The sequence below is a fragment of the Paenibacillus sp. 01T442 genome (genome assembly GCF_056398345.1).
The window spans coordinates 22732-46370 of record NZ_JBFTPF010000031.1 but is presented as its reverse complement, the minus strand read 5'-3'; the positions used below and the strand labels follow the sequence as shown (position 1 = coordinate 46370).

General features: G+C 47.1%; 20 protein-coding genes and 1 riboswitch. Of the genes, 19 read left to right on the top strand and 1 reads right to left on the bottom strand.

Going from position 1 to position 23639, the window contains the following annotated elements; translation table 11 throughout:
• Window positions 1–12: 12 nt before the first annotated feature.
• From AC1DLM_RS21150 to AC1DLM_RS21110, 9 genes are all read left to right on the top strand, one after another.
• The gene (locus tag AC1DLM_RS21150; RefSeq protein WP_441990470.1) at window positions 13–951 is read left to right on the top strand and encodes a polyprenyl synthetase family protein; all 939 of its coding nucleotides are present in this window, start codon (window positions 13–15) and stop codon (window positions 949–951) included.
• 535 nt (window positions 952–1486) lie between these two features.
• Window positions 1487–2983 carry a response regulator transcription factor gene (locus tag AC1DLM_RS21145; protein ID WP_477571086.1) on the top strand — a complete coding sequence of 499 codons (1497 nt, stop codon included), beginning with the start codon at window positions 1487–1489 and terminating at the stop codon, window positions 2981–2983.
• Between the two features lies 1 nt (window position 2984).
• Window positions 2985–4736 (top strand): sensor histidine kinase, encoded by a 1752-nt coding sequence (locus AC1DLM_RS21140; protein WP_477571085.1) that lies wholly within the window; start codon window positions 2985–2987, stop codon window positions 4734–4736.
• Window positions 4737–4893: 157 nt separating this feature from the next.
• Window positions 4894–5811, top strand: a complete 918-nt coding sequence (locus tag AC1DLM_RS21135) for an ABC transporter permease (RefSeq protein WP_056612748.1) — start codon at window positions 4894–4896, stop codon at window positions 5809–5811.
• Between the two features lie 25 nt (window positions 5812–5836).
• Window positions 5837–6718, top strand: a complete 882-nt coding sequence (locus AC1DLM_RS21130) for a carbohydrate ABC transporter permease (protein WP_477571084.1) — start codon at window positions 5837–5839, stop codon at window positions 6716–6718.
• A 55-nt stretch (window positions 6719–6773) separates the two neighbouring features.
• Window positions 6774–8402, top strand: coding sequence for an extracellular solute-binding protein (locus tag AC1DLM_RS21125; RefSeq protein WP_477571083.1), 1629 nt, complete (start codon window positions 6774–6776; stop codon window positions 8400–8402).
• Window positions 8403–8499: 97 nt separating this feature from the next.
• On the top strand, window positions 8500–10038 hold the full coding sequence (locus AC1DLM_RS21120; protein ID WP_477571082.1) for an ABC transporter substrate-binding protein: 1539 nt from the start codon (window positions 8500–8502) through the stop codon (window positions 10036–10038).
• The gene (locus tag AC1DLM_RS21115; RefSeq protein WP_477571081.1) at window positions 10035–11006 is read left to right on the top strand and encodes a pectinesterase family protein; all 972 of its coding nucleotides are present in this window, start codon (window positions 10035–10037) and stop codon (window positions 11004–11006) included. The genes AC1DLM_RS21120 and AC1DLM_RS21115 overlap by 4 nt, the downstream gene beginning before the upstream one ends.
• Before the next feature lie 717 nt (window positions 11007–11723).
• The gene (locus AC1DLM_RS21110; RefSeq protein WP_441990463.1) at window positions 11724–11996 is read left to right on the top strand and encodes a Fur family transcriptional regulator; all 273 of its coding nucleotides are present in this window, start codon (window positions 11724–11726) and stop codon (window positions 11994–11996) included.
• Between the two features lie 18 nt (window positions 11997–12014).
• On the opposite strand, the gene AC1DLM_RS21105 is transcribed toward AC1DLM_RS21110, so the two are convergent.
• Window positions 12015–12575 (bottom strand): YdeI/OmpD-associated family protein, encoded by a 561-nt coding sequence (locus AC1DLM_RS21105; protein ID WP_477571080.1) that lies wholly within the window; start codon window positions 12573–12575, stop codon window positions 12015–12017.
• A gap of 325 nt (window positions 12576–12900) precedes the next feature.
• Window positions 12901–13002: riboswitch (purine riboswitch) on the top strand.
• A 114-nt stretch (window positions 13003–13116) separates the two neighbouring features.
• On the opposite strand from AC1DLM_RS21105, the gene purE reads away from it, so the two are divergent.
• The 10 genes from purE to purN all read left to right on the top strand — a co-directional run bounded on the left by purE (window position 13117) and on the right by purN (window position 23547).
• Window positions 13117–13605, top strand: a complete 489-nt coding sequence (purE, locus tag AC1DLM_RS21100; protein ID WP_171637560.1) for a 5-(carboxyamino)imidazole ribonucleotide mutase — start codon at window positions 13117–13119, stop codon at window positions 13603–13605.
• Window positions 13602–14774: a 5-(carboxyamino)imidazole ribonucleotide synthase gene (gene purK / locus AC1DLM_RS21095; RefSeq protein WP_477571079.1), complete on the top strand. Its 1173-nt coding sequence runs from the start codon at window positions 13602–13604 to the stop codon at window positions 14772–14774. The genes purE and purK overlap by 4 nt, the downstream gene beginning before the upstream one ends.
• Before the next feature lie 25 nt (window positions 14775–14799).
• Window positions 14800–16095, top strand: a complete 1296-nt coding sequence (gene purB, locus AC1DLM_RS21090; RefSeq protein WP_056612767.1) for an adenylosuccinate lyase — start codon at window positions 14800–14802, stop codon at window positions 16093–16095.
• A gap of 65 nt (window positions 16096–16160) precedes the next feature.
• Window positions 16161–17042, top strand: coding sequence for a phosphoribosylaminoimidazolesuccinocarboxamide synthase (locus tag AC1DLM_RS21085; RefSeq protein WP_477571105.1), 882 nt, complete (start codon window positions 16161–16163; stop codon window positions 17040–17042).
• A gap of 25 nt (window positions 17043–17067) precedes the next feature.
• On the top strand, window positions 17068–17307 hold the full coding sequence (gene purS / locus AC1DLM_RS21080) for a phosphoribosylformylglycinamidine synthase subunit PurS (protein WP_065850552.1): 240 nt from the start codon (window positions 17068–17070) through the stop codon (window positions 17305–17307).
• Between the two features lie 84 nt (window positions 17308–17391).
• Window positions 17392–18087, top strand: a complete 696-nt coding sequence (gene purQ, locus AC1DLM_RS21075) for a phosphoribosylformylglycinamidine synthase subunit PurQ (protein WP_056612769.1) — start codon at window positions 17392–17394, stop codon at window positions 18085–18087.
• Window positions 18065–20308 (top strand): phosphoribosylformylglycinamidine synthase subunit PurL, encoded by a 2244-nt coding sequence (gene purL / locus AC1DLM_RS21070; protein ID WP_441990458.1) that lies wholly within the window; start codon window positions 18065–18067, stop codon window positions 20306–20308. Before purQ ends, purL begins: the two co-directional genes overlap by 23 nt.
• Window positions 20293–21825, top strand: coding sequence for an amidophosphoribosyltransferase (gene purF / locus AC1DLM_RS21065; protein ID WP_477571078.1), 1533 nt, complete (start codon window positions 20293–20295; stop codon window positions 21823–21825). Before purL ends, purF begins: the two co-directional genes overlap by 16 nt.
• 70 nt (window positions 21826–21895) lie before the next feature.
• Window positions 21896–22936: a phosphoribosylformylglycinamidine cyclo-ligase gene (purM, locus tag AC1DLM_RS21060; RefSeq protein WP_441990456.1), complete on the top strand. Its 1041-nt coding sequence runs from the start codon at window positions 21896–21898 to the stop codon at window positions 22934–22936.
• The gene (gene purN, locus AC1DLM_RS21055; RefSeq protein WP_477571077.1) at window positions 22936–23547 is read left to right on the top strand and encodes a phosphoribosylglycinamide formyltransferase; all 612 of its coding nucleotides are present in this window, start codon (window positions 22936–22938) and stop codon (window positions 23545–23547) included. The genes purM and purN overlap by 1 nt, the downstream gene beginning before the upstream one ends.
• Window positions 23548–23639 lie beyond the last annotated feature (92 nt).

Below are 23639 nucleotides of genomic sequence, written 5' to 3'. Positions count from 1 at the left end.
TAGGCGCTTCGCATGCAGGACATTCAGCAGCACATGGCACGGATGATGGATGATTATATGTTTGATGAGGATTTGAAAATGCTGCTGAGATCATGTATGTCAGATAACGAGACCTCGAGTCTGTCTTGGTCCAAAGTCACGTTGTGCACACACGCTATGTTTGGTGGGGGTTCGCCTGATATCTATCGACGAGCGGCTTTGACGGAGCTAGTTGTTCTTATCCTGGATATCGTCGATGATCTGCAGGATCAGGACAGCGAAAGTAAGCCTTGGATGCGCGTGGACACGGCGAGTGCGTTGAATGCTGTATTGGCGCTTCTGATGGGTGTGATAGGTGAATTGGGCAGGATAAATGCCAGCGGAACGATGCTGGTTGAAATTAGCAAAATCATTGCTAGATCGATTAATGGCCAGCATAAAGATGTGATTAATGCGGTTTCCACTGTCGATGAATATTTATGGATGACCCAAGAGAAGTCGGGTTCGTTATTCCGTCTTGCTTGCTTCCTAGGCTATTCGGATACAGCCTGTGCAGAAGGAACAATAGAGCAGCTGCATCAGATCGCCGATTGTGTGGGACTTCTCCACCAGATACAGAATGATGTGCGGGATCTCGTTCGCTATGATGAGAAAAGTGACCTCATGGCGAAGAAGCGAACGCTGCCCATCCTGTATCTCCTCTCCATCGAAGATGAAGAGTTCTCACCTGTGAAGGCCTATTTCAGGGGCGAGATCACGGCTGAACGTTTTGCAGAAAAGGAAGACGAAGTGAAACAGTTGATTCAGGACTCGGGCTGCTTGGAATATGCACGCATCGTGCAATCGGTGTGCACGCAGAAAGCGGAGGAGTTATGGGCAGAGCTGCCGGCGTTGTCGCCATGGAAGGAAGAGTTCCGGACGCTCACATGGGGCGATTTCATCAAGCTGGGTGTAGAAGTGGAGCAGGCATAGCGCCTGCTCTTTAATATCTCCTGAGCCCCAGGAAATAAATGGATTTTATGTAGTTAAATATTTGGATTCTCCAGTCAAACGCAGATTAGATGGAAAATATACAGTTAATTTTATACATTTTTACGGATATAAACGAAAGAAGTGATTTTAACTACATATTTTACAGTTAAATCCAGTTTTCGAGGAGATTTCTCGTAAATAGCTGTACATTTTCCAGTTCATACAAACCTCTAGCCTCTCAAAACCAACAAACTCCCCCCCAACCCCCATCAACGCCCGAGCGCCGAGATCTCGAGTATGCATGTGAGAACTGTATAGGTGCGATATATCCTAAGTATTACAAAGGCATTCGTGGATACAAGTACACCATAAAAAAATGATATGGAACGCAAAAATGTTGAATTTTAATCGGAAGCGGTCTTCTGATAGAATTTAGATGGAGTTGGTTTCGTATTATAGGAGCGTGCCTGTGCGAAGAGATGATCCGAAAGGATGTGTTCCGTTCATACGGGTGAKCTTGGAATGGAGGAAGCGCATGTTTCAGATCCTCATCGTGGATGACGAGCATATTGAAAGAGAAGGGATTAAGCGATTAATCCATAAATATAAATTGCCCTTAGCTGTGTTGGAAGCTGAGAATGGTGAAGAAGCCTTAGAGATGCTAGCTTCGCATCCCATCGATATTGTTTTAACCGACATAAAGATGCCATTTATGGATGGCCTTACGTTGTGTGAGCGGGCACGGGCGCAGTTCCCGGAGTTGAAAATTATTATTTTCAGCGCATATGGGGAGTTTGAGTATGCACAGCGGGCGATTCACTATCAAATCTCCTCGTATCTGCTCAAGCCCATCGATGTGAGTGATTTCCAAAGAGCCTTTCATGAGGTCATTGCCCTCTGTCATAAGGATCAGGAACAAGAGAAGGAAGAACTGTTCTTAGAGATCCTTCATGCTGCGCAAGCTTCTTCATCGCTCTCTCGCAAGTTAGATCTTATCGGGCTACATTTTAATCAGATGTCCATTCAATTGATTCTAATAGACTACAGTTCATCGGTCTTTGATGTAGAGCATGACTTGCTTCCAGAGAGGCTTCAGACCGTCATTCGTGCGCCATTCGATTATGTGAATGTGAATGAAAGTCAGAGCTTAGTTTGTGTGCGATGGGATTACACGGTGCGTAAGGAAGATCTGGAGTCGCTAGGCAGCAAGTTGAAAGCAAGCATTGCGGACATCTACAACGAAACCTTTACAATGGTCATTTCCAGGCTAATCAATAAGGGAGATGAGTTGGCACCCGAGTTTAAGCTCATKGAGAATGTGCTGGACTATAAATTTTTCTTTCATGAAAGCACAGTGCTGTATACAGATGAAAGCCAAGGGCAAGAAGAAATAGCGAGCACCATCCCTAAGCTGATGGAAACTATCTATTGGCACTTGGAAGTCAAGGATGAGTTCGGCCTACGCCAAGGTGTTGAGCTATTCTTTAAGACGATTGACGGGAGCGGGCAGCATTCCGCGATTTACGTGAAGTACATGTGTACGGAGTTGGCTAAGAAAATAGGGGAAAAGGCAGGTAAAACGGACGTCCACGCTTTTAAGTCGATTGTTGAGGCCATATTCGGGTGTAGGTCCTTAGCCGAGCTGAAAGCGCAAATTCAAACTGTTCTGGGTTTGCTGGACGGCAATACGGATGTTCATAATCCGGAATTCAGTAAGAAAGTGATCAAGGATATCCGGAAACTGATTGAAGATAACTACACATCGGATATCAGCTTGCAATGGATTGCGGAGAAGGTGTTCCTTACACAGACCTATGTGAGCTACCTGTTTAAGCGGGAAGTAGGGCAAACGTTTGTTAAATATCTAACAACCATTCGGATGCATAAGGCGGAGGAGCTGCTGCGGGATACACATCTAACGATTGCGGACATTAGTCAACAAGTTGGCTATATGAATACGTCGTATTTCTGCAAAACATTTAAACAAGTTCATGGGCAAAGTCCAGCCAAATTCCGAGAAGGAACGAGCTGATATGAGAACTTTCCTAGCTTATTTCCAAAACTTAAGATTTAAGCAGAAGCTTTTTATCTCTTATATGGTCGTTTCCATTATTCCGGTTGTCGTATTGGGGATGTTTTCCTATCACCAAGCCAGCTCTTTCCTGCTTCAACAGGCGAAACAGAATTTGGATGGTTCGATTAGTCAAATCGCCGAGACGATTAACTATCGCGCGAAGCAGCATGAAGCGATCATTAATTCGATCACACAGAATGTTGTATTTAAGCGCATTTTTATTAGTAATGACGGTGATTTTCCTGTTTTGTATCGGGATTATGTGGATCCGTTCTTCAGTAATATTCTTGATTTTAATCATGATATCTTACAAATATCGGTGTTTACCGAGAATCAGTCTATTCTGCGTGGCGAATATATTCTGCCGCTGGAATTGACATCAGATCTGAAGTGGGCGAATCAGCAGACGCATTCGAAAGAAACACAATGGAACATTAAGAATGGTAAACTCTTCGCTACAAGACCGTTCGTAAGTGAAGAGGGCGTGCAGGTAGGGAAGACACCCGCGGTGTTGTTCCTGAGCATCGATGCCGATAGTTTGTTTCAAGGCTTGGATGATATCAAAACGAAAGCCTATGGAATTTTGATTTTAGATAAAGAAGGTAAGCAAATTCTATCTAAAAACATGAAGATGAGTGCAGAGCTGCCAATCTCCTCGCTGCCGTCCTCCCAGTTGATGGAGCGAATCGGTTCATTTTCGATGCATGCAACGGATTACATGTACATCACAGCGGATATGGCGGAGCCGGGCTGGAAGCTTGTTTATTTTACGCCTAAGAGCGGGATCTCGGTGGATGCAAGGAGCATTGTCAGTGCGACAGCCTTGATTGTCTTGGTTTGTTTGGCGGGCTTGCTGCTCATTATCTGGATGTTCTCCAACACCTTCGTCAAACGTATTATTAAGCTCAATAAGAAGATGATGATCGTCGAAAATGGGAACCTGAAGATTGACGTATCGAGTCAGTCTAGAGATGAAATTGGTCAATTGACTAATCGATTCGGTAATATGCTTGTGAACATTAACACCTTGATCGAAGAAGTGTATCAAAGTAAGATCACGCAGAAAGAAGCGGAGCTCAAGGCGCTGCAAACGCAGATCAATCCACACTTTCTATATAACACCTTGTCGATTATTAATTGGAAGGCTTTAGAGATTGACGCGATGGAAATTAGTCAGATCACGAATACCGTTTCACGTTTCTATCGAACGGTTCYCAATAAGGGGAGAGATTTCATCCCTGTTCGAAATGAATTGGAGAATGCCAAGGATTATATGCATATCCAAAGTATCATGCACAATTATCGCTTTGATTTCATTTGTGAAGTAGATGAAGCGCTATTGCGATATGACATGATTAATCTTATTTTTCAACCGATATTGGAAAATGCGCTAGAGCACGGTATTGATAAGCTCCGTAAGGGGAGTGGGCGCGGCTGTATCACCCTGCGAGGGTATAGGTCGGGAGATGATCTGGCGTTCTGCATCGCAGATAACGGACCAGGGATGAGTAAGGAGCTTGCCGAAGAGGTTATTCAATTGAGCTCGATCGGGTACGGGTTGAAAAATGTGCATGATCGCATCCAGATTCGCTTTGGTCAGAGCTATGGCTTGCGAATTGAAAGTGAACTGGGGCACGGCACCAGCGTATTTCTGAACTTTCCCGCCTATACGGCGGAGGGGTATTCCAGGGAAGATGATAGTACTAGATGAGGAAACACCTATGAAGTCGGCGTGAAGACGTCCGGGCTGAATGGGTGTTTTTTTACGTAAAAAAGTGTTACATATCGCAAAAATGTTGGATATTTGCAAAGTCAGTCATGCGCTAAAATTACCTTATTGGATGATTGATTGAAAGGAGTTGGAGTTATTGGGGGATAAGAAACCGCTGCTCATCAAGCTGATACGCAGAGATAAACTGCTGCTGCTGATGTTTTTACCGGTGTTTCTGTATTATTTCATATTTTGTTACTTGCCGATGCCGGGGATCCTCATTGCATTCAAAAACTTTACACCAGGACATGGTGTTTTTGGAGGCGATTGGGTAGGGCTTAAGTGGCTGGACCAGTTCGTCCATTCTCGTTATTTCTGGCGACTGCTGAGGAATACCTTCCTGCTTGCGTTCTATCCGCTAGTCATCGGATTCTCGATCCCGATCCTTTTTGCCATATGCGTAGTTGAAATTAAGAATGGTCTCTTCAAGCGTTTTGCCCAAACGGTGACCTACCTGCCGCACTTTATCTCAACGGTTGTCATCGCGGGGATGATCATTAATTTCCTGTCTCCGACAGACGGTATTGTGAATACGTTCTTGGCTTCGATGGGCATGGCCAAAATTAATTTCATGATGGCGCCCGAATGGTTCCGATCTATTTTCACGGCGTCAGGAATCTGGCAAAGCTTCGGTTTTAGCTCCATTATCTACATCGCGGCTATTATGGGGATCGATCAGGAAATGTACGACTCTGGCAAAATTGATGGCGTTAACAAATTTCAAGAAGTATGGCATCTCACACTGCCAAGCTTGAAGCCAACGATTGTGATTCTGTTTCTACTCTCCATCGGCGGCATTATGAGTGTGAATTTCGAGAAGGTATATCTGCTCTACAACGGTGCCACGTACGAAACGGCTGATGTGATCTCGACCTATGTATATAGGCAAGGGATTGAGTCACAGAACTTTGGCTTTGCTACAGCAGTGGGGCTATTCAATTCCATAATCAGTTTCATCTTAGTATATGCCGCCAACCAAGCGAGTCGTCGTGTGAACGATATGTCTTTGTGGTAGCAGCGCCTCAAGAAAGGAGGCCTTCATGGTTAAATCATGGACGGACCGGAGTTTTTATGTAATCGTTTACAGTCTTGTCGCACTTGCGATTGTTGTGACCCTATATCCATTTATTTATTTGGTGAGCATCTCCATGAGCTCGGTAGAAGCCATAGACAATAAGTTAGTCACGTTCTTACCGGTAGATCTAAATTTTGATGGGTACAAAATGGTGCTCGGGTATTCCGAATTATGGAAGTCGTACTACAACACGATTTGGTACACCGTTGTGGGGACGATCTTTAATCTGGTGGCCACGTGCTTGGCGGCCTATCCACTTTCGAGAAAGACGTTCTTCCTTCGAAGAAAGCTTAACTTCTACATCGCCTTCACGATGTATTTCTCTGGCGGGTTGATTCCTCTTTATATGGTAATTACGGAATTAGGACTCTATAACACCAGGTGGGCGATGATTCTGCCCGTACTGGTAAGCACCTTTAACGTCATGATCTTGCGATCAGCTTTCGAGGCGATTCCGAATGAAATATTTGAGAGCGCTAGCATGGATGGGGCAAAGGATTTCACCTTGCTGTTTCGCATCGCGATCCCACTTACCAAGCCAACCTTAGCGGTGCTGACTTTGTACTATGCCGTTGCCCATTGGAATGATTTCTTCAATGCGCTGCTGTATCTCGGGAAGTCGGAACTGCAGCCCTTGCAGATCTTCCTCCGAAGGGTACTCATTATGGCTTCCCCTGAAATTATGCAGAAAATGGGCGGCGAGACAGCGGCCAAAGCACTGGCTGTTTCGACACTGCAAGTTCGTTATGTTTCGATTGTAGTCAGCATTTTACCGATTATTACGATTTATCCGTTCATTCAAAAGTATTTCGTACGTGGTATCACGCTAGGTGCAGTCAAAGGGTAGCGATACTCTTGCTGATAGATAAGTGGGCTTTATACATTGAGGGAGGGTTTCGTATATGAAAAAAACACTCAAAACAACAGCAAGTCTGTCTCTGATTACGGCTTTATTCGCGATGGTAGCTGCAGGTTGTACAAGTGAAGGGAGCTCAGAACCTACGGCTAGTTCAGGAGCGGCGACGGTAAAACCAGATGCGAGTGCTGCGGCAGCGCCAGCGGGCTTCAATTACACAGGCACAGGGCCAATCACCGATAAAGCGGGATCGCTCAAAATTTTAGCCACGAACGCATGGACGAACAATGTTGATTTAAACCAAGCTCCGATCGTCCAAGAGTTGAGTAAACGGGCAGGTATTACGGTCAATTGGGAACTGCTTCCACCATCGACCTATCAAGATGCGATTAGCCCGCGACTTGCGGCTGGGGCTGATCTCCCCGATGTGATCTATCAGCTGGATCAGGATCAGACGATGAAAAACATTCAAGGCGGCTTGTTCAAACCTCTGAACGATTATATCGATAAATATGGCGTAAACATCAAGAAGTTGTTCGAGAAATACCCTGCGCTGAAAGCAAGCTTAACGACGCCAGACGGGAAGATTTACTATCTGCCGCAGCTGGCTGTAACGAAGAACTATATGCCAACTTTTATGGTTAACCAGAGATGGTTAGATAAGCTGGGATTACAGGATCCAAAGACGCTGGATGAATTCACGGATATGCTTCGTAAGTTCAAAGCGAATGACCCGAATGGCAATGGCAAGCAGGATGAAATCCCATTCTCGGTAGCGCCTAATCAACTAGCGAATGCCTTTGGACCGGTATTCGGCTTGGATTTAGCCAATAACTTCTATGCAGACAAGGACGGCAAGGTGCATTATTCGTACTACGAACCGAACTATAAGGAATATTTAACCTACTTAAATAGTTTGTACAAAGAGGGATTGTTAGAGTCGGATTTCGCCAGCGTCACCGCGGATCAGATTACTTCGAAATTCTCGCAAAACATAACAGGCGCTACGTTTAACTTTAGTTGGTATACCTCGATGGTATATAGTAAGCTGTTCAAGGATTACGATCCTTCAAAGCCGTTAATTAAAGGGATCGCCCCATTCAAAGGGCCGCATGGTGATCAATTCTATATTGGACGGAACCCGATTACAGGTATATTCGGCGTTTCCAAGAATGCCAAGGATCCTGAGCTGGCGTTCAAATTTTTGGATTATGCGAGCAGTGAAGAATCCAAAGAGATGTATGTGTGGGGACTGAAAGGACAAACGTATGATGTGGTTGACGGTAAAAAGCAATTTACGGAGAAAGGTAAAGATAATGATTTCATTCAGAAATTCGGTATCAATCCAACGAATTTGCCGATTGAGCAATCCGTCGATGCAACGGATGTACTGGTAGCACCGTGGCATGCTAAGATTGATAAAGAGATGGAGAAATATATCAAAGCACCGTTCCCATTCGTATACGCCCTGAAAGCTGAGGCTGACAAAGAGAATACGGTGATGCCGGATATCACGACGTACGTGAATGAAATGAATATTAAGTTTATTACCGGCAAGGAAAGCCTGGATAAATTCGATAGCTATATCAAGTCGTTGAAAAGTATGGGTGTTGAGGATGTTATTAAAGGCAGACAAGCGCAATATGACCGTTATCTCGCAGCCAGTAAGAAATAAATAACGATTTGTCGTTCGGGTAACCAACACAGCAGCCGCGGAAATGGCTGCTGTGTTTATCCATTTGCGGCGACGAATCCAAAAGGGCGGTTTCAGGATGAAAAGATCCACCTATATGCTGCTGTTCATCGTGATTTGTACGTCGATTGTTGTGCTCATGATAGTTTGCAAGGGAGGAGATTCTGGTCTGACACCAACAACGTCACACACGAACAAGGCGGGGCAAGGCCTAGCGCCAACCACCTTACATCTCTTATTTCCTTTGGAGAAGCCAGCCGCCCAAGATGAAGTTATCCAAGCCGTTGAGAACAAGCTTGCCAAGGATGGCTTGCCGATCAAGCTCGAATTTACGTATATTCCGTATGATCAGTACTGGAATAAGCTGTGGCTAAATGCGGCAAGCGGGGAGCCTTATGATATTGCTTTATCGGCGTATTCGAATATCGCAGATTTAGTTTCGAAGAAAGTACTAGCGCCCTTGGATGATGCGCTTCGCGATTATGGTCAAGCAATTGTTGCGAGTACACCGGATTACGCTTTTCAAGGCGTAACGATTAACGGACATATCTATGGGATTCCTCGTGTGATGCCGATTGCTGAGTTTCAGAGCTTCGTGCAGATTAGAGGCGATCTGAGAAAAAAATACGGTTTACCGGAAATTAAGACGGTGGCCGATATGGATACGTACTTGGAGACGATTCATCAAAAAGAACCGACGATTACGCCCTATTTTTACGATACAGGCCGTTTCTTGCTTCGAGAATATGGGGATGTCGCTTTTTTTGCGGGAGGTTACTTGAATGCTCCTGTGTATATTGATCCGGCGGATCCACAGCTGAAGGTCAGAGATACCTATGAGTCAGATTTTTTCTTTCATATCATGGATAAGATGCATGAATGGCAAAAGAAGGGTTACATTCCCTATGGGCCGTCGGACACCTCGAAGTATCCAGATCCAGAGCTTGCTTTTAACTCAGGTAAAGTGGCGGCAACATGGAGCGTTGTTATGAAGCAAACTGAGCGCATTGATGCGTTCAAAGCCATGCTTCCAGCGGGAGAGCTGGAGAATGTGTATTTGCATCCAGAGAAGCCGAAGTATTTATATACCGGTGCTGATAATATTCTTTCGGTATTTTCGACAAGTCAGCATGTGAATGAGTCTGTTGCTTTCCTCAATTGGCTGAGAAGCAGCCAGGAGAACTACGATCTCTTCACGTATGGGATCAAGGATGTGAATTACATTCTGAAGGACGAGGCCATCGTTTATGACGGGATCGCGCCCGAGCATCAGTATAACCCGATCAGCTGGACCTGGAATGATATTCGGTTTGCTCGGTTTAGTACCTATATCTCACCTGCCTATAGCAAAGAGCTGCGGGACTGGGATAAGGAAGCGATCGCGTCCCCAACGCTCGGCTTTGTGCCTGATCTGGCGCCAATTAAATCGGAGATTGCCCAGCTGAATGTCATCATTACGGAGTATTTACCGATTCTGTATGATGCGAAAGTGGACTGGACACCTACAATGGCTAGCTTCAGAGCCAAATTAAAAGATGCTGGCATGAATCATGTTATATCGGAAATTCAACGTCAATTTGATGCTTACCGCGCTAGTAGAAAGKGTGAAAGACGATGATTACAGTTACCGTTGCAGCAGATGGGAGCGGCGACTTCATTTGCATACAAGAGGCAGTTGATCGTATTCCCGCAGGGAGAAGAGAGCCGACAACCATCCATATCAAAAGTGGTGTTTATAAAGAGAAGTTATATATTGATAAGCCTTGGATAACGCTGGTTGGCGAAGGAGCGGAAACGACCGTTATCTCTTATGATGATTATGCGAAAAAGGTATTTCCAAGCGGAGAACCTTATCACACGTTTCATTCTTACACGGCTTACATAGGCGGGGATCATATTACGGTGGAGGGGATCACCTTCGAGAATACAGCGGGGAGCGGGGACATCGTGGGGCAAGCCTTGGCTGCCTATGTCGATGGGGACTGCGTTGTCTTTCGCGATTGCCGATTCCTCGGGCATCAGGACACGCTGTTCACAGGGCCGTTGCCACCGAAACCGCGAGATCGAGGCACCTTTGGCGGTCCAAGGGAAGATGCGCCGAAACGTCCGGTGAGGCAGTATTACGAACGCTGCTATGTGGAGGGGGATGTTGATTTTATCTTTGGCTCGGCGACAGCTGTGTTTCAGGAGTGTGAGGTTGTCTCCTTGGGACGCGGCTGGATCACAGCTGCCTCTACCCCAGAGGAGGTTCCATATGGCTATGTATTTCTGAGGTGTAAGCTAACGGGTGATGCGCCTGAGCAGTCTGTTGGTCTAGGGAGGCCGTGGCGGAATTATGCGAAGGCGGCGTTCGTCGATTGCTGGGTAGGGCCGCATATAAAGGCTGCGGGCTGGGATCGATGGAATGAACAGGAACCAATAGATGAAGTAAGGTACATAGAGTTTGGGAGCGTAGGCCCTGGAGCCGTAACTCGCGGGCGCGCGGAGTGGGCACAGGAGTTGACGGCAAGTGAGGCAGGGGAGCTGACAGCTCGGCAAGTTCTTGCAGGTGACGATGGATGGGATCCAACGCGAATAGGTGAATAAAGCTTGTGGCCGTCTGGAGGATATCTCCTGGCGGTTTTTCTTTGTAAGCGTGCAGAGGGGCGAAGCATCGATGAAAAACACGCTTACAGTGTGGAAAGAGTGCGGCGCTCTGCCGACCTCATGCGCAGTAGTGATGAAAACACGCTTACAGCGTGGAAAAGAGTGTGCCAAGCCGACCTTACCGCACTGTAGTGATGAAAACACGCTTACAGCGTGGAAAAGAGTGCGCCAAGCCGACCTTACCGCACTGTAGTGATGAAAAACACGCTTAGTGCGTCCGAAATCCCCGTTCCACCGCTCACCTCCGACTGTAACCCTGAAATAGATGCTCAAAGATGCAAAAGTACACTTATTTTCGGGGGAATGGGCTATAAAATGGTAAATTGATGCGAAAAGGCAACCTTTTGGGCCGAATATTGACCGAAATGAGGAGGGAGGTCGAAATAGTTGCACTTTTGCACTTATTTCATTAGGGCAGATGACTTCGCCAATAAAGGTTGCACTTTTGCATTTTTCATACTCGATAGCTGTACGCCTGCGCCGAATAATGTGATTGATGGAATGTTGATCTTGACGTTGTTGACAATCATTATCAATAAAATTATAATTAATATTATATTATAATAATTATAAATAGTAGATGTGGATTCTTCGAGTTAATTACAGCATTTGAAAAGTAAGCCATAGTCCCCACCAATGAAAGAGGAGGTTACCCTAATGGTCAAACATGATCTGAATCAAGCTTTACAGCGGATGCGGGCAAGGAATATCACGTTAACCCCGCAGCGGCAAGCGTTACTAACGTATCTATATGCGCAGGAAAGTTACGTGGCGGTGAAAGACATATGCGAGGCAATGGTCGGTGAGTATCCGCATCTGAATGCAATGACAGTCAACAGCACTCTGCACGTTTTTAAACTGCTGGGATTAGTGAATGAGTTGACGGTTGGCGGAACTTCTTTACGATATGAAGCGGCTATTTGCTCGTAAGTGAATTCCCGTATGGATTTAGTACGCAATCAGTCGGCCGTTATCATGCCATTGTCCATATAAGGTATTCAAACGGGTCTGTTCAATAAACTTGGTTAATCGATTCTGATACAACGTTTCATCGTGGCGTACAGACTGAATATTGTCGATTTTGACTCTAACATAGAGCTCTGGCAAGGATTGAAAATGGCGATATAGCACATCGTCCTGACGTAATTGCGCTAAGATATCTTCATGTATGGTGAAAGATGCGGTGTTCATATCTGGTAATACACGATATCCTGCATCTGTCATGAGGCCTAATTTATCTAACCTTCTGACGCGTTCCTTGTTGAGCTCTGTCCAGTTACTCTTCTTTTTCCTTGGCGAATATCGGTGCGCTGTTTGTGTGTCATCTATTTTTTTAATGGTGCTATCAATCCAGCCGAAACATAAGGCTTCTTCAACAGCATCTAAGTAACTTTCGGAATGTCGCCCTGTAGGAACTAACCAACAATAATCTTCCGTGTTGTGATGATCACTTAGCCAATTTCGCCAGTCTTGTCTTGTGTGTACTTTCACGATTTTATCTATGATCATAAATTTCTAGTCACCTCTGATTATCATTATAACCAAACGCACTGACAGCTGTATGTCAGTGCGTTTGTTGTTTTTACATAAGAATGAAGTCATGTCGAAAAATATGTATGTTCGTCATATAAGTGATTTTGAAATGAAAGAATAACGGAGATCTCATATACCGATGTTGAGAAACTCATCTTTCCTCACGAACAGGTAATAGCTAGAAAATGTGCCTTAAAAGCGAACTATTTAAAAGAAATATGAGAAAATCGTTCGTTTTTTCAAATTGACATGGCACGTTAGTTGGTAGTAAACTAGGAAAGCGGGAAATGAAGCCGCACTAATTGAAAATGTCGAATCAACTCGTATAAAATCAGGGATAAGGCCTGGAAGTATCTACCCAAAAACCATGAATTTTTGGACTACGAGGAAGCGAATGAGGGGAACCATAGGAAATGATGGTCTTTTTGCATTCGGTTCTTTTGCTGTCCAGCGTATAGAATCGTGAATTCTAGCTCTGGGCATTTTTTATTATAAAGGTGACGAAAGTGGGTTTAAGATGACGACGGTACGTGTTGGTGTAATTATGGGAAGCCAGTCGGATTGGGAAACGATGAAGCATGCTTGTGATATGTTGGACGAACTAGGTGTGGCGTATGAGAAGAAGGTTGTCTCCGCGCATAGAACGCCGGATCTGATGTTCGAATATGCAGCATCGGCTATCGAACGTGGGCTACAAGTCATTATTGCCGGAGCAGGCGGTGCGGCGCATTTACCAGGAATGGTAGCAGCCAAAACTGAGCTTCCGGTTATTGGTGTTCCAGTCAAAACGTCCACGTTGAATGGTATGGACTCATTGCTCTCTATTGTGCAAATGCCAGGCGGCATTCCAGTTGCTACAGTGGCTATCGGCCATGCTGGTGCAACGAATGCAGGCTTGCTCGCTGCGCAGATTCTGGGCGCTTTTGATCCAGAGATCCAAGCGAGAGTGAAAGCACGCCGCGCGCGTATCACGCAAACGGTGCTAGAAAGCAGTGACAACCTATGAGTGACACTTCCAGCGGTAAGGTCATCCAGCCAGGAGGCACAATCGGCATCCTTGGCGGCGGGCAATTAGGACGCATGCTTACACTAGCCGGACGCAACATGGGGTATCGCTTCGTAACGCTTGATCCGACAGAGGACGCGCCTTGCGGCCAAGTCGCGGATCAGATTCAAGCGAATTTCGACGACGTGGAGGCAGCTAGAAGGCTTGCCGCACGATCGGACGTGATCACGTACGAATTCGAAAACGTTGACGCACACGTCACCAACATCTTGATGGAAGAGTCCTATGTTCCACAAGGCAGTCATCTTTTATACACGACCCAGCACCGTCTTCGCGAAAAAAGAGCGATTGAATCGGCAGGCGTTCCAGTAGCGCCTTATGTGGAGATCACGAGCGAGGCGGAGCTGCGGGAAGCAGCCGAGCGCTTCGGTACGCCATGCGTCCTCAAAACCGCTACCGGCGGTTATGACGGCAAAGGGCAGTGGGTGCTTCGCTCTTTAGATGAAGTCGCCGAAGCTTATGAAACGTTAAGCCGCGCCAAAACCGAGCTGGTTCTCGAACAATTCATTCATTTTGACAAGGAATTATCCGTTATTGCAGCTAGAAGTCCACGCGGCGAGGTAAAGGCATTTCCTGCTGCTGAAAATATACATGTACATAATATTCTGCACGAATCCATCGTGCCGGCACGTATTCCTGTGCCCGTGCAGAAGGCAGCCGAAGAACTCGCGATTCGCATCGCAGAGTCGCTCGGTGTCATCGGGCTCATCGCGGTTGAGTTATTCCTAACCAAGGATGGTGGGCTCTATGTTAATGAGCTTGCGCCGCGCCCGCATAATTCCGGGCATTACACGATGGAAGCTTGCCGGACCTCGCAGTTCGAGCAGCACGTACGCGCGATTTGCAACTTGCCTCTTGGTTCAACGGAATTAATAACACCAGTGGTCATGGTCAATTTGCTCGGTGAGCACATAGCTCCCCTACTTGATCAGCTTGCTGAGCCAGGCTTCTTGGAGAATGAACAACTAGGCGTCTCTGCCAAGCTTCATTTGTACGGCAAGAAGGAAGCGAAAGAGAAACGCAAGATGGGTCATATCAACCTTTTAACAGACGATGTTGAGAAAGCTTTGACTTGGATAGAACAGACAGGCATTTGGAAAAGTAAGTAAATGAAACTCATTGGAGGAACGGAAAATGATTGAACGTTATACACGCCCCGAAATGGCACGCATTTGGACAGAAGAAAATAAATTTAACGCTTGGCTGGAAGTTGAAATTCTTTCTTGCGAAGCTTGGTCAGAACTAGGTGTCATTCCGAAAGAAGATGTTAAGGTATTGCGCGAGAAAGCAAGCTTCAACATCGATCGTATTTATGAAATCGAGCAAGAGACGCGCCATGACGTGATTGCCTTCACAAGAGCGGTTTCCGAGACATTAGGGCCTGAGCGCAAATGGGTTCACTACGGCTTAACGTCCACAGACGTTGTGGATACAGCACTTGGTTACTTGCTGCGCCAAGCGAACGAAATTTTGGACAAAGACATCCAGAACTTCATCGAAATCCTTCGCAATAAAGCGATCGAACATAGAGATACAGCGATGATGGGCAGAACGCATGGTGTTCACGCAGAGCCAACGACGTTTGGTTTGAAAATGGCGCTATGGTACGAGGAAATGAAGCGTAATCTGGAGCGTTTCCGCTTTGCCGCTGATGGCGTGCAATTCGGTAAAATCTCAGGAGCAGTTGGCACGTACGCGAACATCGATCCTTTCGTTGAAGAATATGTTTGCGGCAAGTTAGGTACGAAAGCAGCTCCAATCTCCACACAAACATTGCAACGTGACCGTCACGCTGAATACATGGCTACATTAGCATTGGTAGCAACATCCCTAGACAAATTCGCTACGGAAATTCGTGCACTTCAGAAGAGTGAGTTCCGCGAAGTTGAAGAGCCGTTTGCTAAAGGTCAAAAAGGTTCCTCCGCAATGCCGCACAAACGTAACCCAATCGGTTGCGAGAGCATTTCCGGTCTATCCCGTGTCATTCGTGGACACATGGTGTCCGCTTACGAGAACGTAACACTTTGGCATGAGCGCGACATTTCGCACTCCTCTGTTGAACGTATTATTTTGCCAGATGCGACGCAATTGTTGAACTACATGTTGAACCGTCTTGGCAACATCATCAAGAACCTAACGGTGTTCCCAGAGAACATGAAACGCAACATGCGCAGCACGTACGATGTTCCTTTCTCCGGCCGCGTAATGACGAAACTGATCGACAAAGGCTTTGCTCGTGAGCAAGCGTACGATACGGTACAGCCGAGAGCGATGCAAGCATGGGAAGAGCAACGCTCCTTCCGCGAAATCGTTGAGAATGCATCGGTGATCACAGAAGTATTAAGCCCAGAAGAAATCGCAGATTGCTTCGATCCGAGCTGGCATTTGAAACATGTAAGCACGATCTTTGATCGTCTTGGTTTGAACTAAAAGATAGTGAACGAATAGATAGATTGTGAAGGGGAAAGGGTGTGGAATTCGTGGCAAACGCAAGCGTGATCGTAGATACAGCCGAGGAAATGATTAATGCACCTCTGGTGCACAAAGGCAAAGTACGTGAGTTGTATGATCTTGGCGATAGCTTTTTGATCGTAGTAACGGATCGGATTTCGGCTTTTGATTACATCTTGAAGCCTGGCGTTCCAGATAAGGGGTATGTGCTCAATGCTTTGAGCAAGTACTGGTTCGGCATTACTAGCGGATATATGAACAATCACATCATTCACACGGATGTTGAGAAGCTTCATGCGATTATTCCAAGTGCTGCGGATCGTGAGCTTTTGAAAGAGCGTATTATCGTGGCGAAAAAGGCAGAGCGCATCTCCATCGAGTGCGTGGTACGTGGCTACATTACGGGGAATGGCTGGAGACAGTACGCAAGTACTGGCGAAATCAATGGCCGCAAATTGCCTGAAGGCTTGCGCAAGAACGAGCGTTTGAACGATCCGATTTTCACACCTGCGGCGAAAAATGATGTAGGTCACGATGAGGACATTTCCATTGAACAAATGATCGAACTTGTTGGCGAAGAGTTGACGTATGCCTTGCAAGAGCGCAGCATCATGCTGTACACACTGGCGCATAGCATGTGCGAGCAAAAAGGCATTATTTTGGCTGATACGAAGTTTGAATTCGGTTTTTATGCAGGTGAACTTATTATTATTGATGAGATCTTTACACCGGATTCTTCCCGTTATTGGTCACAAGAGAAATATGCCTTGGATATCGAGATCGATTCCATGGACAAAGAGCCTGTTCGCACGTATTTAGCGGGATCAGGTTGGGATAAAAACAGTGAACCGGACGAGCTTCCAGCCCCTGTTGTGGAAGAGACTTCGAACCGATATAAAGAAATTTTGCACCGCTTGGTTGACTAAAATAACGCTGAGGAGCGATTTCACGATGAAAGCAACAGTATATGTAACGATCAAACAGAACGTATTGGACGTGCAAGGAACGGCAGTACAAGGAGCGCTTCACTCCATGGGCTTCGAAGAAGTTGGCAAAGTGCGCATCGGTAAATATTTGGAGCTTGAGCTTGGTACAACAGACAGAGCTGAAGCAGAAACACGCGTTAAAGCAATGTGCGAGAAGTTGCTAGCAAACACAGTTATCGAAGACTACCGCTACGAATTGGTTTAATAGACACAAGTTAATCAAAAGCAAAACCTAGCCCACGCTTACGAAGATAGTTTTACTAGAGTAAAACTTTTAGGAGGAAAAACCATGAATTTTGCGGTTCTTGTGTTCCCGGGATCGAATTGCGATATCGACTTGTACAAAGCGATTGAAGACACGATTGGTCAACCTGTTGACTATGTATGGCATACGGACGGCGACTTGTCCAAATACGATTGTATCCTAGTACCAGGCGGATTCTCTTACGGGGATTACCTGCGTTGTGGAGCGATTGCTCAGTTTACGAACGTAATGAAAGCTGTCGTGAAGGCTGCGGAAGAAGGCAAATATATTCTAGGTATTTGTAACGGATTCCAAGTGTTGACGGAAGCTCGTTTGCTGCCAGGCGCGTTACTGCGCAATAACGGCATGAAATTCCGCTGTCACCAAGCGGTTCTGAAAGTTGAGAACAACACAACGGCGTTCACACGTGATTATGCTGAAGGTGAATTAATCAACATTCCAATCGCACACGGTGAAGGCAACTACTACTGTGACGATGCTACACTCAAAGAATTGCAAGAAAACAACCAAATCGTGTTCCGTTATGAAGCGGGCAACAACCCGAACGGATCACTTGATGATATCGCTGGAATCAGCAACAAAGCAGGGAACGTAGTGGGTATGATGCCCCATCCAGAGCGTGCCATTCATGAGATTCTAGGCTCCGCAGACGGTAAGAAAATGTTCACATCTATTCTAAGTGCTTGGAGGGAAAAACATGACGCAGCAGCTATCCGCTAAGGAACCATCTCCGGAACAAATCGCGGAACAGAAGATTTACAAGCAAATGGGTGTAACCGACGAGGAGTTTGCTAAGATTTGTGGTTTCCTTGGACGTACTCCGAACTATGTAGAAATCGGCGTATTCAGCGTAATGTGGTCCGAGCATTGTTCTTACAAAAATTCCAAACCTGTTCTTCGCAAATTCCCAGTGACAGGACCTCGCGTTCTTATGGGACCTGGCGAAGGTGCAGGGATTGTAGATATCGGGGACAACCAAGCGGTTGTTTTCAAAATTGAAAGTCATAACCACCCTTCCGCAATCGAGCCTTACCAAGGCGCGGCGACAGGTGTGGGCGGTATTATTCGTGATATTTTCTCCATGGGCGCACGCCCAGTTGCTCTACTTAACTCCTTGCGTTTCGGTAAATTGGAAAATGATCGCGTGAAGTACTTGTTCGAGCACGTTGTCTCCGGTATCGCTGGCTACGGTAACTGTATCGGGATCCCGACAGTTGGCGGCGAAGTGATGTTTGACGAGAGCTACGAGGGGAACCCGCTCGTTAATGCAATGTGCGTGGGCCTCATCGACCACGACATGATCCAACGCGGTGTTGCCAAAGGTGTAGGCAACCCAGTCTTCTACGTCGGCCCAGCAACAGGCCGCGATGGTATCCACGGTGCGACATTCGCATCCGAGGAATTAACAGCTGAATCCGAAGCGAAGCGCCCAGCGGTACAAGTTGGCGATCCGTTCATGGAAAAGCTAGTTCTAGAAGCTTGCTTAGAGTTAATCGATTCCGGCATCGTGCTTGGAATTCAAGATATGGGCGCAGCGGGACTAACTTGTTCCAGCGCTGAGATGGCAAGTAAAGCAGGTAACGGCATGGAGCTGTACCTGGATGAAGTTCCACAACGCGAAGAAGGCATGACAGCATATGAAATGATGTTGTCGGAGTCCCAAGAGCGTATGCTATTCGTTGTTGAGCCGAAGGATGAAGCGCAAGCGAAAGGCATCTTCGAACGTTGGGGCTTGCACTGCGCGAAAGTCGGTAAGGTTACTGACGACGGTTTCTTGAAGCTAATCCACCACGGTGAAGTCGTGGCGAACATGCCTGTTGGCGCACTCGTTGACGAGTGCCCGGTTTACAATAAGCCAAGCAAAGTGCCGGCTTATTACGAAGCAAGCGCAGCGATCGATACAACACGTTACCCAGAGGTAACGAAGTTGACGGAAGCGCTGAAATCCGTACTCGCGTCCCCGACGGTAGCGAGCAAAGAGTGGGTTTATAACCAGTATGACTACATGGTTCGTACAGAAACAGCTGTGCGTCCAGGTTCAGACGCAGCAGTAGTAACAATCCGCGGCACGCGCAAAGGTCTTGCGATGACAACGGATTGTAACGGACGCTACGTGTACCTGGATCCAGAAGTGGGCGGACGTATCGCGGTTTCCGAAGCAGCACGTAACGTAGTTTGTTCCGGTGCTGAGCCGCTTGCTGTGACGGACAACCTGAACTTTGGTTCCCCTGACAAGCCGGAAATCTTCTGGCAGTTGGAGAAATCCACGGATGGTATGGCAGAAGCTTGCCGCTTCTTGGATACGCCGGTTATCGGCGGTAACGTCTCGCTTTACAACGAGAACTCCAAAGGCGCAATCTACCCAACTCCGGTTATCGGAATGGTTGGTCTTGTTCATGACATCGACCACATCACGACACAAAACTTCAAAAACGAAGGCGACATCATTATCCTGCTAGGCGAGACGAAAGCTGAGCTCGGCGGCAGCGAATTCCAATATGTGATTCACGGTGTAACAGAAGGCCGTCCTCCTGAGTTGGACTTGGCTACTGAGAAACGCCTGCAAAACGCAGTACTCAAAGCGATTCAAGAAGGTCTAGTTGCATCCGCACATGACTTGTCTGAAGGCGGCTTGGCTGTAGCACTAGCAGAAAGCTGTATCAGCGGGAATATCGGCGCAGAGGTTAATGTAGCGTCGGATCTTCGTCCAGATTTCGCATTGTTCAGTGAAACACAATCTCGTATCGTACTTAGCGCTACACCAGAAAAAGCCGATGCGCTTAAGCATTGGATCGCTTCTCAAGGTGTACCATATCAAGAAATCGGAAAAGTAACAGGTTCTTACCTCACTGTGAAAATCAATGACGAACAGCGTCTCCAGTCTCCTGTAAACGAGCTGGCGAAAGTCTGGAAGGATGCGATTCCATGTCTAATGGCGTGAAACAATCCAAGGCCCTAAAGCTTCCTGTAGCACCATTTGAACAACTTGAGAATGGGCAGCATGAGCTTTGGACAGGCGACTATTACAACGAAGGTATTGGCGGCCAAGGCGGATTGTTCGACAAGCTGAATGAAGAGTGCGGGGTGTTCGGGGTGTACGGTCATCCCGACGCTTCCTCCCTATGCTATTATGGGCTGCACGCCCTTCAGCATCGTGGACAGGAAAGTGCGGGCATCTGTACAGTCGATGAAGGCAAATTCAACTATTACCGTGGGATGGGACTTGCAAAGGAAGTTTTTACAAATGATAATTTGCATCCACTTACAGGTTCTACAGCTATCGCGCATGTTCGCTATTCAACAGCAGGTGAAAGCAAACTGGCGAATGCGCAACCGCTCGTGTTCAAATACCGCGAGGGCGATCTAGCGATTGCGACGAACGGAAACCTTGATAATGCCAACATTATCAAGCGTGAGCTGGAGCGGAAGGGTTCCATTTTCCAAACAACAAGTGATACTGAGGTTATGGCGCATCTGATTGCTCGCTCGGAGCATGATGATATCGTTGATGCTGTGAAAGATGCAATGAATCAAGTCATCGGCGGCTTTGCCTTCCTTATTATTACGAAAGATAAATTGATTGCTGCGCTTGATCCGAACGGCTTACGTCCGTTCATGATCGGTCGTCTTGGTGATTCCTATTTGTTCGCGTCGGAAACATGTGCATTTGATGCGGTTGGAGCAACCTATTTCCGTGATGTACAGCCTGGCGAGATCATTGTGATTGATCGTGATGGCTTCCGTTCGGAACGTTTTGCAGAGAGCGGCAAGCGTGCAATTTGTGCGATGGAGTACATTTACTTCGCTCGTCCAGACAGCGACATTGACACAGTCAATATTCACTCCGCTCGTAAACGGATGGGTAAACGACTAGCGATGGAAGCTTTCGTGGATGCGGATATTGTTACTGGCGTGCCGGATTCAAGTATTTCAGCTGCCATTGGTTTTGCGGAACAAACGGGGATTCCTTATGAGCTGGGTCTGATCAAGAACCGCTACACAGGCCGTACGTTCATCATTCCAAGCCAAGAGCTTCGTGAGCAAGGTGTCAAAATGAAGCTGAGCGCCGTTCGCAAGGTGGTCGAAGGCAAGCGTGTCGTCATGATCGATGACTCCATCGTTCGTGGGACAACGTCCTTACGCATCGTCAACCTGCTTCGTGAAGCAGGAGCAACGGAAGTTCATGTGCGGATTTCTTCGCCGCCTTTTATGAACCCTTGTTACTACGGAATTGATACACCGGACCGCAAAGAGCTTATCGCGGCGATGAATTCGATCGAAGAGATTCGCAAGGCGATCAACGCGGATTCGCTTCATTTTCTGACGAAGGATGGCTTGTTGGATTCAATCGGTCAAGGTTCCGCAGGCAAAGAAAGCGGATATTGTACAGCTTGTTTCGATAACAGCTATCCGACGGAAATCGTTGATGTGACGAAGGTTGGCTGTGCGTGTGACTAGTAAGTAAAAGAGAGAAAACGGGGGTCTAGCGACCTCCCCCATATATAGACAAACTAAGGAGTGTTGGTCAGTGTCGGATGCTTATAAAAAGGCTGGCGTCGATATCGCGGCGGGGAACGAAGCAGTAGAACGGATGAAAAAGCACGTTAAACGGACATTCCGTCCTGAAGTGTTAACAGATCTCGGTGGCTTCGGCGGGCTGTTCAGCTTGAACAAAGACAAGTATGAGGAGCCTGTACTCGTATCGGGTACGGACGGCGTGGGCACGAAGCTGAAGATCGCTTTTGCCATGGATAAGCATGATACGATTGGGATTGACGCGGTTGCGATGTGTGTGAATGATATTATCGTTCAAGGCGCAGAGCCATTGTTCTTCCTAGACTATCTCGCTTGTGACAAAGTCATTCCAGAGAAAATTGAAGCGATTATTAAAGGGATCGCCGACGGTTGTGCGCAATCTGGTTGCTCACTAATCGGTGGTGAAACGGCGGAAATGCCGGGCATGTATGCACAAGGGGAGTATGACATTGCCGGCTTTACGGTTGGAATCGTCGACAAGAAAAAGATCATCGACGGAACAACGATCCGTCCTGGAGATGTCGTGCTAGGACTAGCTTCAAGCGGTGTGCACAGTAACGGGTTCTCGCTTGTGCGTAAGCTTTTGCTAGAAGATAACGGATATACCCTTCAAGGGCATGTGGAAGAGCTTGGCGACAAGCTTGGTAACGTGTTGCTTGAGCCAACGAAGCTGTATGTGAAGCCAGTTCTAGCTATGTTGGAAGACGTAGCGATCAAAGGTATGGCGCATATCACAGGCGGCGGTTTCATCGAAAATATTCCGCGGGTTCTGCCTGATGGCGTGAACGTGGATATCCAATACGGCTCATGGCCGATCCTTCCGATTTTCTCTTTGATGCAGCGTGTAGGTAACATCACAAACAATGATATGTTCCGCACGTTCAACATGGGAATCGGGATGGTTGTCATCGTAGCAGCTGACGATGCAGAGAAAGCGATTGCTGCAGCAGAAGCACAAGGCGAGAAAGCTTACCGTTTAGGTGTTGTTTCAGAAGGCGAGCGTGTTGTTACGTTCCAAGGAGCTGACGTGTAATGCAGCCTTATCGCATCGCGGTTATGGCTTCAGGCAGCGGTTCGAACTTCCAGGCTATTGTGGATCAGGTACAGAAGGGGAAGCTTGATGTCAGCATCGAGCTTCTTGTCTGTGACCGCCCAAAAGCATTCGTAGTTGAGCGTGCCAAGGAAGCGAAAGTGCCTGTTTTTGCCTTCAACCCGAAGGAATACGAAAGCCGTGAGGCGTATGAGACGCTGATCTTGAAAGAGCTGCAGGATCGCCAGGTCGATTTGGTGGTGATGGCGGGGTACATGCGGATTATTACGAATGTGCTGGTTGTGCCTTACTTCGGGCGGATGATTAACATTCATCCGTCATTGTTGCCTTCGTTCCCGGGCGTGCGCGCTGTGGAACAGGCGGTTGAGTATGGCGTGAAGCAGACAGGCGTCACGGTGCATTTCGTTGATGGCGGGCTGGATTCCGGCCCGATCATTGCCCAGCGTGCCGTGGAAATCCACGAGCACGAGACGGCTGATTCGCTCACGGAGCGAATCCACGCGGCTGAGCACGTGCTGCTGCCGCAGGTTGTGCGGTGGCTGCGCGAGGGCCGCGTGAGCTTGGACGGCCGCAGGGTTAGCGTGCGGAAGTAGGTTAGAGATTAACACGCGCTTGCGTGCGTGTGTGGCACTTATTTATTTTATTCAGATTTGGGGCTTGGCGCACTGTAGTGATGTTTTTCATC